Origin of the sequence: Texcoconibacillus texcoconensis (genome assembly GCF_014202575.1) — a bacterium.
In the GTDB taxonomy this organism is placed as follows: Bacteria; Bacillota; Bacilli; order Bacillales; family Salisediminibacteriaceae; genus Texcoconibacillus; species Texcoconibacillus texcoconensis.
Genome location: NZ_JACHHB010000001.1, coordinates 309,867 through 321,518, shown reverse-complemented (window position 1 = coordinate 321,518; position 11,652 = coordinate 309,867). Strand labels below are relative to the sequence as shown.

12 protein-coding genes are annotated in these 11,652 nt (G+C 40.1%); all 12 read left to right on the top strand.

Annotated elements, in window-relative coordinates; genetic code table 11:
* Window positions 1-11: 11 nt before the first annotated feature.
* The 12 genes from spoVE to sigG all read left to right on the top strand — a co-directional run bounded on the left by spoVE (window position 12) and on the right by sigG (window position 11,463).
* A complete protein-coding gene (gene spoVE, locus HNQ41_RS01530; protein ID WP_184662645.1) occupies window positions 12-1,109 on the top strand; it encodes a stage V sporulation protein E in 1,098 nt (365 codons plus the stop codon).
* A gap of 149 nt (window positions 1,110-1,258) precedes the next feature.
* Complete coding sequence (gene murG, locus HNQ41_RS01525) at window positions 1,259-2,374, top strand: undecaprenyldiphospho-muramoylpentapeptide beta-N-acetylglucosaminyltransferase (protein WP_184662644.1); 1,116 nt, start codon at window positions 1,259-1,261, stop codon at window positions 2,372-2,374.
* A 17-nt stretch (window positions 2,375-2,391) separates the two neighbouring features.
* Entirely contained in the window at window positions 2,392-3,294 is a 903-nt protein-coding gene (gene murB, locus HNQ41_RS01520; protein ID WP_184662643.1) for a UDP-N-acetylmuramate dehydrogenase, read from the top strand.
* Between the two features lie 161 nt (window positions 3,295-3,455).
* A complete protein-coding gene (locus HNQ41_RS01515) occupies window positions 3,456-4,235 on the top strand; it encodes a cell division protein FtsQ/DivIB (protein WP_184662642.1) in 780 nt (259 codons plus the stop codon).
* Window positions 4,219-4,917, top strand: a complete 699-nt coding sequence (locus HNQ41_RS01510) for a DUF881 domain-containing protein (protein WP_343043305.1) — start codon at window positions 4,219-4,221, stop codon at window positions 4,915-4,917. The genes HNQ41_RS01515 and HNQ41_RS01510 overlap by 17 nt, the downstream gene beginning before the upstream one ends.
* 5 nt (window positions 4,918-4,922) lie before the next feature.
* Window positions 4,923-5,636 (top strand): DUF881 domain-containing protein, encoded by a 714-nt coding sequence (locus HNQ41_RS01505; RefSeq protein WP_184662640.1) that lies wholly within the window; start codon window positions 4,923-4,925, stop codon window positions 5,634-5,636.
* A 1-nt stretch (window position 5,637) separates the two neighbouring features.
* The gene (locus HNQ41_RS01500; RefSeq protein WP_184662639.1) at window positions 5,638-5,967 is read left to right on the top strand and encodes a small basic family protein; all 330 of its coding nucleotides are present in this window, start codon (window positions 5,638-5,640) and stop codon (window positions 5,965-5,967) included.
* A gap of 149 nt (window positions 5,968-6,116) precedes the next feature.
* The gene (gene ftsA / locus HNQ41_RS01495; RefSeq protein WP_184662638.1) at window positions 6,117-7,400 is read left to right on the top strand and encodes a cell division protein FtsA; all 1,284 of its coding nucleotides are present in this window, start codon (window positions 6,117-6,119) and stop codon (window positions 7,398-7,400) included.
* A 47-nt stretch (window positions 7,401-7,447) separates the two neighbouring features.
* Window positions 7,448-8,587, top strand: a complete 1,140-nt coding sequence (ftsZ, locus tag HNQ41_RS01490; protein ID WP_184662637.1) for a cell division protein FtsZ — start codon at window positions 7,448-7,450, stop codon at window positions 8,585-8,587.
* A gap of 286 nt (window positions 8,588-8,873) precedes the next feature.
* Entirely contained in the window at window positions 8,874-9,830 is a 957-nt protein-coding gene (spoIIGA, locus tag HNQ41_RS01485; protein WP_184662636.1) for a sigma-E processing peptidase SpoIIGA, read from the top strand.
* Complete coding sequence (gene sigE, locus HNQ41_RS01480) at window positions 9,827-10,546, top strand: RNA polymerase sporulation sigma factor SigE (protein WP_184662635.1); 720 nt, start codon at window positions 9,827-9,829, stop codon at window positions 10,544-10,546. Before spoIIGA ends, sigE begins: the two co-directional genes overlap by 4 nt.
* 131 nt (window positions 10,547-10,677) lie before the next feature.
* Window positions 10,678-11,463 (top strand): RNA polymerase sporulation sigma factor SigG, encoded by a 786-nt coding sequence (gene sigG / locus HNQ41_RS01475; protein WP_184662634.1) that lies wholly within the window; start codon window positions 10,678-10,680, stop codon window positions 11,461-11,463.
* Window positions 11,464-11,652 lie beyond the last annotated feature (189 nt).

The following is an 11,652-nucleotide window of genomic DNA, read 5'->3' as shown; positions in this document are numbered from 1 at the left end:
GGTGCTCTCGAATGCCAAAAACAAAAACAACACCAGATATGATTATGTTAATCAGTGTCGCATTGCTGCTGCTTACCGGTGTTATTATGGTTTATAGTGCAAGTGCGGCATGGGCGGAATTTCGGTTTGATGATCAGTTTTATTTTGCTAAACGTCAACTATTTTTTGTAGGCATAGGTATTGTCGCGATGTATGCGACGATGCAGCTTGATTATTGGACATGGCGTAATTGGTCCAAAGTGTTACTTTATATTTGTTTTGCATTATTGGTTATTGTCCTTATCCCTGGAGTAGGCCTTGTCCGAGGTGGGGCGCAAAGTTGGCTAGGTGTCGGCGCATTTTCGATTCAACCCTCTGAATTTATGAAAATGGCAATGATCGTCTTTTTGGCGAAATTTTTATCAGAAAACCATAAGTATGTAACAACCGTAAAACGAGGGCTTGTTCCAAGTTTAGGGATTGTCTTTTTGGCTTTTGGCTTAATCATGTTGCAACCTGATTTAGGAACAGGAGCGGTAATGGTTGGTACATGTGTTATGATGATCTTTATTGCCGGTGGCAAACTGAGCCACTTTATGACATTAGGCGCTATAGGTCTAGTGGGTTTAGCGGGTCTAATTATTTCTGCCCCTTATCGTATGGATCGTATTACTTCATTTCTTGATCCATGGCAAGACCCACTAGGGAGTGGATTTCAAATTATTCAATCTTTATATGCAATTGCACCTGGTGGGCTGATGGGATTAGGATTTGGTGAGAGTCGACAAAAGTATTTTTACTTACCAGAACCACAAACGGATTTTATTTTTTCAATTCTAGCCGAGGAACTCGGCTTTATCGGAGGCTCATTTGTTGTTATTTTGTTTGGCGTATTGTTATGGCGAGGAATTCGGATTGCACTCGGTGCCCCCGATTTGTTTAGCGGATTACTTGCAGCAGGTGTTACAGGAATGATTGCAATACAAGGTATGGTCAACATCGGTGTTGTTATAGGTCTTATGCCTGTTACAGGTATTACGCTACCGTTTCTAAGCTATGGAGGTTCGTCATTGACATTGATTCTTGTCGCAGTCGGGATCGTGTTGAATGTGAGCCGACACGCGAGATAACAAATTGTAAATGTCCCCTACCCTGTACATGTCAAGCATTTGCTTCATGTGACAGGGTCTTCGCTTTTTATGAACAAATGTGTAAATATGAGCTATAATATAATAAGAAACGACATATAAGAAATGACGCATTGCTTTGGAGGGAAGTCATGAGAGTACTCGTTACAGGTGGAGGGACTGGTGGGCATATTTACCCTGCTTTAGCCCTTATAGACACATTGAAAAAGCAAAACCAACTTACTGAATGTTTGTATATTGGATCAAAAAATGGATTAGAAGCTGAAATTGTTGAACGTGCAGAACTTCCATTCCGTGCATTAACAATTTCAGGGTTTAAGAGAAAACTTTCCTTTCATAATGTCCGAACTGTGTATCGATTTTTACGTGCAACGAAAACGGCGAAACGTTATATTAAAGAATTTCAACCTGATATCGTGATTGGTACGGGGGGATATGTATGTGGCCCCGTTGTATATGCCGCTGCCAAAATGAATGTACCAACGGTTATCCATGAACAAAATAGTGTACCAGGTTTGACGAATAAGTTTTTGAGTAAGTATGCGGATCGGGTCGCAGTAACTTTTACGGATTCGGCTCCGTTCTTCCCAGAAGATAAAGTTGTCGAAACAGGGAACCCACGTGCGCAACAAATGTATGAAACGGCGAAATCACTCTTGCAACAACCACGTACACCATTATACGGACTAGATCCGACGAAAAAAACTGTTTTAATTTTTGGTGGTAGTCGCGGGGCTAGTCCGGTTAACCGTGCAGTTATTGAATCGTTGTCTAAATGGGAAGATACAAGTTATCAGTGTATCTATGTGACAGGTGAAGTTCATCATGAGGAGATTCAAAAGGAAATGGATAAACGAGGAAGTGTAAGCAATATTTCAATTCAACCGTTTATTCACGACATGCCGAACGTGTTAGCGAAAGTAGACCTCGTTGTCGCGCGTGCTGGTGCAACGACACTTGCAGAGTTAACAGCCCTCGGGTTACCGTCTGTTTTAATCCCAAGCCCCTATGTAACAAATAACCACCAGGAGAAAAATGCACGTTCGTTGGCAGATCGAGGGGCAGCGGTTGTTTTGAAAGAAGAGGATTTATCAGGTGAGAGCTTGTTTAAAGAAATAGAAACGATTTTATCTGATGAAAAATATAAACAATCTATGACGGACGCGTCGAAAAGTATCGGTCAACGAGATGCAGGTGATCGTTTAACGAATGTCATGAACGATTTAATAACAGAAAAAAAGAGTTAACCAGGGGAGGGAAGAATGTGAAGAGGATTCGTGAGCGTTTGCAAGCGGAAGGTGTAGGAGACGTCGTAGAAAACCAACCATTGAAAAATTTCACAACTTGGAAAATCGGCGGACTAGCAAAACTATTTGTTGAGCCTGATTCTTTAGAAGCGCTACAAAAGACGGTGATGGTTGCAAAAGATGAAAACATCCCTTGGTTTATCATTGGGAAAGGTTCTAATATCCTTATTAAAGATGAAGGGATCAATGGTTTAGTGATTCACCTAGGGGAAGGGTTTAAACACTTTAGTAATCATGATGGTGTTGTCCGAGTGGGTGCTGGCTATTCTTTGATTGGGTTTGCAACACAGCTTAGTAAGCAAGGGTGGAAGGGGATGGAATTTGCAGGTGGCATTCCTGGAACGATTGGTGGGGCAGTTTTTATGAATGCTGGTGCCCATGGTTCTGATATGTCATGTGTGCTTACAAAAGCACACCTTTTATATCCGGATGGTCAACTTTCGTGGGTCAATTGTGATGATATGGGTTTTGATTATCGAACTTCACGTTTGCAAGAGGAAGGTGCTATTTGTGTTGAAGCAGAAATGAGTTTTGAAGAAGGGGACCTTGAGGAGATTACGAAGAAACTCCAAGGAAATAAAGACTATCGGAAGCAATCGCAGCCATGGAATGACCCATGTTGTGGCAGTGTATTTCGTAACCCGCTTCCTTACTACGCCGGTGACTTGATTGAACGCGCTGGCTTAAAAGGGTGTTCGGTTGGTGATGCGCAAGTATCGTTGAAACATGCGAATTTCATTATTAATAAAGGTAATGCTACTGCGCACGATGTGTTTTCTTTAATTCAATATATTCAAGGTGTCATTTATGACCATTTTCAAGTTGAAATGAAAACAGAAGTCGAAGTCATTAATCTTTAACTATTTAACACGAAAGACCACTGCGACAAAAGACCTAAATTCCACCAACTAAAAGTCATTTTATTTGTAGAAAATTCAGGAAATATATTGCTTTTTATACAGATTCCGATCAGCCGGTTTCATGAATCTAATGGATCAATTACAATGGAGGAAATAAGCTTATGTCTGACAAGAAAGTTGTCGATTTAGAAGAGCGCATACCTACTTTAAAAGAGCAAAGAAAACAACGGGCAAATCATCGACTAATCCTCTACCTATCTGTTTTCTTTTTATTGATTGCTTCGGTTGTTTATTTTCAGTCTCCATTAAGTAATATTCAAAATGTTGAAGTTATTAACAATGACTATGTTGCTGATGATTGGATTATCACTGAAACGCACTTTTTAGATGCGTCATTCTGGGGGTATGACGATCGTTCTGCCGAAGAGCAGTTGTTAAGTCACCCTCAGTTAGCAGAAGTCAAATTTTCTCGTCGTTTTCCGAATACAATCGTTGTTGACGTGGATGAATATAACCGTGTTGCTTACACGTATGAAGACGGGGGACTTTCGACGATTCTAGAAACGGGTGAACGAATGGTCATTGATAAGAATGGGGAAACCTACCCAACGGACGCCCCGTTGCTCGTCAACTTTGATGAACATGATATTCAAAAGGAAATGGCACTTGAACTAACTGAATTGGCTCCTGAATTGAGTGTTCGTATGTCTGAAGTTCACCTTAGACCGACTGAAAGTGATGAGAAACGTATTCATGTGTATATGAATGATGGGTTTGAAGTGCATTCAACAGTCAATGATTTCTCTGAGCGGCTCGATGCTTACCCTTCTATTGTCAAACAACTGGACCCTGAAGTTGAAGGAATCATTCACATGCGAATGAATCCGTATTTTGAACCATTTACCACTGAGGAGGATAATGAAGGTGAAAGACAAGAGTAAAGGCGTGCTTGTTTCGATGGTATTCGGAATGGTGGGTTTTTTGTTAGCTATATCATTCGATTTAAGTGAGGCCTTAACCGCTTCAAGGGACCAAGATCAAGGTTCACAAGTAGATGATCAGTTACGTGAACAATTGATATCTGAAGAAGAAAAAACAATCGAATTATCAAAGGACATGCTACAAGTCCAATCAGAATTACAGGAAGTTGAAGACGAAGTAGCAAGCAGGAGATATAATTACGAAAACATGGTCAAAAAATTGGAAGAATTGAGGATGCTAACTGGGGCTGTGGCAGTTGAAGGAGAAGGGGTTACTGTTGAGTTAAAGGATGCTGAGTACATACCAGAAGAAGAGAACCCTAATTCATATATTGTTCATGAACAACATATCCAACAAGTCATAGATGAACTACGTGTAAGTGGTGCCGAAGCGATTGCAGTTAATGGGAGACGTATTGATGCGCATTCATACATTCGTTGTGTAGGCCCTGTGATCGAAATCGATGGTTATACTTCTTATGCTCCCTTTGAAATTACAGCGATCGGTGACAATGAAATGTTTAAAGAGTCCTTGAATTTACCAGGCGGTGTAATGGATCAACTGTTGAATGAAAATATTGAAGTGCGTATCAACCAGCTTGACAGTATTGTGATTGATTCGGTTTACGATGACAGAAGGTGAAATAGGTGAGAAAAAAATTTAACATTTGGTTGATGACATTTATTACCGCGATCGTTGGTTTCTTATTTGCTTTTGTCTTCGATTATGAAGAAGTAAACGAAGAGCGTGATACACGTAGTGTTAATGAGCTTCGACAAGCGATTGCTGTTGAAGAAGAACGCCAAAGGTCGATTAATGAAGAAATTGAAGAGCTAGAGTTGACGTTAGAAAAATTAAAGCAAACTGAAGATGTTGAAAGGACCATGAGGGAAGCGCTTGAAAATCTTGAAGACAATGCAGGGCTAACAGAGGTAAGTGGTCCAGGCTTAAGAGTCGATATCACACCTTCATTTGAAGAGGCATATATGGGAGGTGGAATTCGTTCGATTCCCGCACATCTGTTACGTATGCTGATTAACGAATTAAATGCATTTCAAGCTGATGCGATAGTCATTGAAGAGCAGAGGTTGATATCTTTGTCTGCGGTACGTGAAGTTGAAGGGGCTACTTATGTGAATGGACGACGCCTCTCGAATCTTCCGATAACGATACGTGTTTTAACTGAAGATCCAGAACGAATGTATCATGAAATTATGAGCTCGCAATCAGAGGAAACGTTTCGCTTTGAGAATTTGAAAATCTCCGCTACGCAAAAAGAACAGCTTGATATTCCTTCTTTTAACCAAACAATCATCGTTGAACATATGAATCCAGTTGAAGATACGGAAGGTGAAACGTAATATGTGGCTCCCATTTATAGGTCTTTTCATCGGTGTCATTCTTGGGATTGTCATCAATGTCCCTGTTGCAGATTTTTTGTTACCCTTTGTTGCAGTTGGACTTCTTGTGTGCATTGATACACTTGTAGGTGGGCTACGTGCTCATTTAGAAAAAGCGTTTGATGAACAAACATTTTTTATTGGATTTGTTTTCAATCTATTACTCGCATTAACTTTAGCTTTTCTAGGCGCGCAACTTGGTGTAGACTTATATTTAGCTGCAGTTATTCCCTTAGGTATTCGTTTATTTAAGAATGTCGCTTCTATTCGTAAAAAAGTATTAAAGAAATAGAAAATACATGAAAATTAAAGAGAAAAAGAGGGAATAAGCGCTGTCTGTTGAATACAGTTTGTGAGAATAAACTAAGGGGTAGGTAAATTCTATTTAAAAGGCCGCCTATCCTCAAGATAGCCGTGCAGGATTGAAGGAGGTGCCAGGCATTGAACAGCAATGAAGCCTACGTGTCATTAGACGTGGGAACATCGAATGTACGTGTGGTCATCGGAGAAATGAACAACGGCACGCTCAATATTATGGGTATTGGTGAAGCCGAATCAGATGGGATCAAAAAAGGGTCCATCGTCGATATAGATGAAACTGTTCGTTCTATTGGACAAGCTGTAGAGCAAGCGGAACGAATGGTCGGTCTAAAAATCAAAAATGTTGTTGTAGGTGTTTCTGGAAATCATATTCAACTGCAACCTTGTCATGGTGTTGTGGCAGTCTCAAGTCCTGATCGAGAAATCGGTGAAGAAGATATTACTCGAGTTATTGATGCAGCTCAAGTTGTATCGATTCCACCGGAACGAGAAATCATAGACGTCATTCCAAGCCAGTTTATTGTTGATGGTCTTGATGAAATTAACGACCCAAGAGGAATGATGGGTGTTCGTCTTGAGATGGAAGGGACAATGATTACAGGAGCAAGAACCGTCTTACATAATTTGTTACGTTGTGTTGAAAAGGCAGGCTTGCAAGTAGCAGATATTGCTTTGCAACCTTTAGCAGCAGGGACGGCCGCACTTTCAAAAGATGAGCGTAGTCTCGGAGTAGCACTGATTGATATGGGTGGCGGATCAACGACTATATCAATGTTTAAAGATGGTAGCTTACAAGAAGTATCGCAAATTCTTGTAGGCGGTGATCATGTTACAAATGATATCTCTGTTGGTTTCCGAACATCGTCTGAAGAGGCTGAAAAAATCAAGCGCAAATATGGGCATGCCTATATAAACCTAGCATCTGATGATGAAATTTTCGAAGTTTCTGAGATAGGAAGCGATGAAATGCAGGAATTTTCTCAATATCAATTGGCTCATATTATTGAACCGCGAATTGAGGAAATGTTAGATTTAGTAAAAGAGGAAATGAGTCGTTGTGGGTTTAAGGATCTGCCAGGAGGCTATGTTCTTACAGGTGGCATGTCAGCTATGCCTGGAGTTCTTGAATTGGCAAAAGAAGTCTTACAGAAAAACGTCCGCATGGCTTTGCCTGATTACATAGGTGTACGAGAACCAAAATTTACGGCAAGCATAGGATTAATCCAATTTGCCCACCGTAATGTTCGAATTCAGGGAAGAGAAATTGCAGCAAGTGTTGAAGTGCAAGAGGATATGCCTGAACGTCGTGAACGACAAAGTCCTAACAAAGACAAAAAACCACAAAAACAAAGTCCAGGAATGAAGAAAAAGGTTTCAAATTGGTTTAAAGTCTTTTTTGAATAGCCAAGGTGAAAAAAACGTGGCAAACATGATGGATTGGGGGATCGTAAATGTTAGAGTTTGATATGGATACAGAAGAATTAGCGACGATAAAAGTCATAGGCGTAGGTGGTGGTGGAAGTAACGCCGTCAATCGTATGATTGAAAATGGCCTACAAGGTGTTGACTTTATCGCTGTAAATACGGATGCACAAGCACTACATTTGTCAAAAGCTGAACAGAAGCTTCAGCTCGGTGGCAAGTTAACACGTGGGCTTGGCGCAGGGGCAAATCCAGAGATTGGTAAGAAAGCTGCTGAAGAAAGCCGTGATCAATTAGAGGAAATGTTAAATGGTGCTGATATGGTATTTATCACTGCCGGCATGGGTGGTGGAACTGGAACGGGCGCTGCACCAATTATTGCTGAAATTGCAAGAGAAGTTGGTGCGTTAACTGTTGGTGTCGTTACACGTCCATTTACGTTTGAAGGTAGAAAACGTTCGACACATGCTGCGACAGGGATTGAAGCATTGAAAGAAAAAGTCGATACATTAATCGTCATTCCAAATGATCGTCTTTTAGAAATCGTTGATAAAAACACGCCGATGTTAGAAGCATTTCGTGAAGCTGACAACGTTTTACGTCAAGGTGTACAAGGTATTTCCGATTTAATTGCCGTGCCAGGACTTATTAACTTGGACTTTGCAGATGTGAAAACAATTATGAGCGAGCAAGGTTCGGCTTTGATGGGGATTGGTATTGCTACTGGAGAAAGTAGAGCTTCTGAAGCCGCTAAAAAGGCCATTTCCTCACCACTTTTAGAAACTTCTATCGAAGGTGCGCAAGGCGTCTTAATGAATATTTCCGGTGGGACGAACTTAAGTTTGTTTGAAGTTCATGAAGCGGCCGAAATTGTATCTTCCGCCTCTGACAGTGAAGTGAATATGATTTTCGGTTCTGTCATTAACGAAAACTTAAAAGACGAAATTGTTGTGACAGTTATAGCAACAGGTTTTGATGATAAACAGGTGAGTCAGCCAAGTAAAGGGCAACGCCCACTATCAACAAGCCGTGCAAAAACGGAAAATAGTGAAACGACACAGTCTGAAGTAGCAAGTACTAGTACACAGCCGACAACACCAGAAGTCGATGAGCAAGCAGATACGCTTGATATCCCTACATTTTTACGTAATCGTCGTAAACGTTCTTAAAGCAAGTATAACAGTGAAAATGACCCTAAAGCATTCCGATATCCTTCTCTCTTCATTGAAAGGGAGGAGAGGATGTTGGTTACTTTAGGGTTTTTTGTCGTCCTTTTTTCTAGCGAACAGTCTATGACGTGAGCACAACTAATAAGTTGTAAAACAAGCGAAACGTAAACTGACAAAAACAGAAAAAATAGCGCAAAAGAACAAAAAAGCCACTGCCAAAATGTGACAGACATACTAGCAATCGTCCGTTATACTCGAACCTAAACCATAGATTAAGGTGTTGTCCATGACGATTTACGCCGATGTGATTTGGCTTTTAAATCTAGGTATCGATACGTTGTTATTGATGCTCACGGCTTTTTTTCTCAAGCGTGATCCATCACGTTGGCGCTTGTGTTTAGGAGCGCTATTTGCTTCAAGTTATGTATGGTTTATTTTATTTCCAGTTGGAGCAATGATGCTTCATCCCCTAATGAAGGTTTTATTTTCTGCTGTGATCGTTCTCATTGTGTTTGGTTTTTATGGTTTTCGTCGCTTCATTCAAGCATGGTTCATGTTCTATTTCGTCAATTTTGCAGTAGCTGGCGGACTTTTTGCAGTTCATTTTTTATTATCTAATGAAACACATGTTGTAAACGGTGTAATGACAACACAAATGACCGGTTTCGGTAGTCCTGTAAGTTGGTTGTTTTTATTTGTTGGTTTTCCACTCCTTGCTTGGTTTACGAAAGCACGTATGGAAGATACACAAATGAACAAGGTGAACTACGAACAATTAGTACAGGTTGAAATCATGATTGGTCAGGAAAGGTGGGAGTATAAAGGTTTTATAGACAGTGGTAACTCATGTAAAGATCCAATGACGAATCGCCCAGTCATGATGATAGATATGATGAGAGTGGCCGATTCTTTCCCGAAAGATGTTGTACATTTTGCCCGTTCTGTTCAAGAAATGGAGGAAGTTTCTCACGGTGAAGTACCGCCATTTTGGCTACGAAGAATGCGCCTTGTACCTTTTCGAACGATCGGTGATACACACTCGATGATGGCAGCCTTTAAGCCAGATCTCGTCGTAATTAAAAATGACGGTGAAATAAGGGAGACGTCAAATGTGCTCATTGGTTTTGTTTTTACTGATTTATCTGCGACAGGTGAGTATCAATGTTTGTTGCATCCAAAGATGATGCAAAATGCTCGCATTTCAACCATCGATACTGAAAGGAAACAGGAGGGGTTTACGTGAAAACGTTACGTTTACGTCTAACGTTGTTTTTGTACAAATGGCTACGCAAACTTGGGTTAAAAGCGGATGAAGTGTTTTATATTGGGGGAAGTGAAGCGTTGCCACCTCCGCTAACAAAAGAAGAAGAAGCTCATCTTCTGGAAAAGTTACCAACTGGAGATGAATCAGTTCGATCTATGCTGATTGAAAGAAATTTACGGCTTGTTGTGTATATTGCAAGAAAGTTTGAGAACACGGGTATTAATATTGAAGACTTAATCAGTATAGGAACGATCGGTCTTATTAAAGCAGTAAATACGTTTAATCCAGAGAAAAAGATTAAACTAGCAACCTATGCATCTCGTTGTATTGAAAATGAAATTCTTATGTATTTGCGCAGAAATAACAAAACCCGTTCTGATGTATCATTTGATGAGCCTTTAAACATTGATTGGGATGGTAATGAATTGCTTCTATCAGATGTTATGGGGACAGATGATGACATTATTACAAAAGGAATTGAAGAAAGGGTTGATCGAAAGTTACTTGTTAAGTCTTTAGAAACGTTAAAGCCTAGGGAGAAACAAATCATGGAACTTCGTTTCGGTTTGGCTGGAGAAGAAGAGAAAACGCAAAAAGATGTTGCAGATTTATTAGGTATTTCTCAATCATACATTTCTCGATTAGAAAAAAGAATTATTAAACGTCTCCAAAAAGAATTTAATAAAATGGTTTAGAATAGGCATCAATTCTACATAATGGCAATTGATGCCTCAATGTTAAAACTTTCAGACATGATATCCCTGCATAATTTTCCTCCTCAAGGAGATACTGTTTTGTACATCAGCTCCTGTGAGGAGGGAAAAGTTTGACTCGTAATAAAGTAGAAATATGTGGTGTAGATACGTCAAAGTTACCGGTGTTAAAAAACAAAGAAATGCGTGCCTTGTTCGAACGCTTGCAAGATGGAGATGAAAGTGCGCGCGAAGAACTAGTCAATGGTAATTTGCGGCTTGTTTTAAGTGTCATTCAACGTTTTAATAATCGAGGGGAATACGTTGACGATTTGTTTCAAGTCGGTTGTATTGGTTTAATGAAGTCGATCGACAACTTCGACTTAAGTCAAAATGTTAAATTTTCAACTTATGCAGTTCCGATGATTATCGGAGAAATTCGTCGTTATCTTCGCGACAACAATCCAATTCGTGTATCGAGATCTTTGCGAGATGTAGCCTATAAAGCGCTGCAAGTGCGCGATACGCTTATGAATGAAAAAAGCAGAGATCGGGAGCCGACTGTTCAAGAGATTTCCGAACGTCTCGATGTTCCAAAAGAAGATATCGTTTTCGCTCTCGATGCGATCCAAGACCCAGTATCCCTTTTTGAACCAATCTATAATGATGGTGGCGACCCAATTTATGTGATGGATCAAATTAGTGATGACAAGCAAAAAGATTTTCAATGGGTCGAGGAGATCGCTTTAAAAGAAGCGATGGTTCGATTGAATGAACGAGAAAAGAACATATTGGACATGCGTTTTTTCCAAGGGAAAACACAAATGGAAGTTGCCGAAGAAATTGGCATTTCACAAGCGCAAGTTTCTAGGTTGGAAAAAGCCGCAATTGAACAAATGAATAAACACGCACAAGGATAAGGGCTGACACAAGGTCAGCTCTTTTTGTTATGCAGAAAACCATATTCGTTGAAATGTTTGCATATGATGAGATAGAAATAAAGGCTGTATACGAAAAGGTTGTTTAACTATACGTAGTCATCCTGTTGTCCTGAGGATCACAGTTTGTCAGTGGTAATCGAAGTGTTTTAACGACGTTTAAAAAACAAC

What these genes read in the sequence shown, in the direction of transcription:
- HNQ41_RS01515 (WP_184662642.1), top strand. Translation starts at nt 3,456, where the DNA reads ATGTCTGACAAGAAAGTTGTCGATTTAGAAGAGCGCATACCTACTTTA.
- murG (WP_184662644.1), top strand. Translation starts at nt 1,259, where the DNA reads ATGAGAGTACTCGTTACAGGTGGAGGGACTGGTGGGCATATTTACCCT.
- HNQ41_RS01500 (WP_184662639.1), top strand. Translation starts at nt 5,638, where the DNA reads ATGTGGCTCCCATTTATAGGTCTTTTCATCGGTGTCATTCTTGGGATT.
- spoIIGA (WP_184662636.1), top strand. Translation starts at nt 8,874, where the DNA reads ATGACGATTTACGCCGATGTGATTTGGCTTTTAAATCTAGGTATCGAT.
- ftsZ (WP_184662637.1), top strand. Translation starts at nt 7,448, where the DNA reads ATGTTAGAGTTTGATATGGATACAGAAGAATTAGCGACGATAAAAGTC.
- spoVE (WP_184662645.1), top strand. Translation starts at nt 12, where the DNA reads ATGCCAAAAACAAAAACAACACCAGATATGATTATGTTAATCAGTGTC.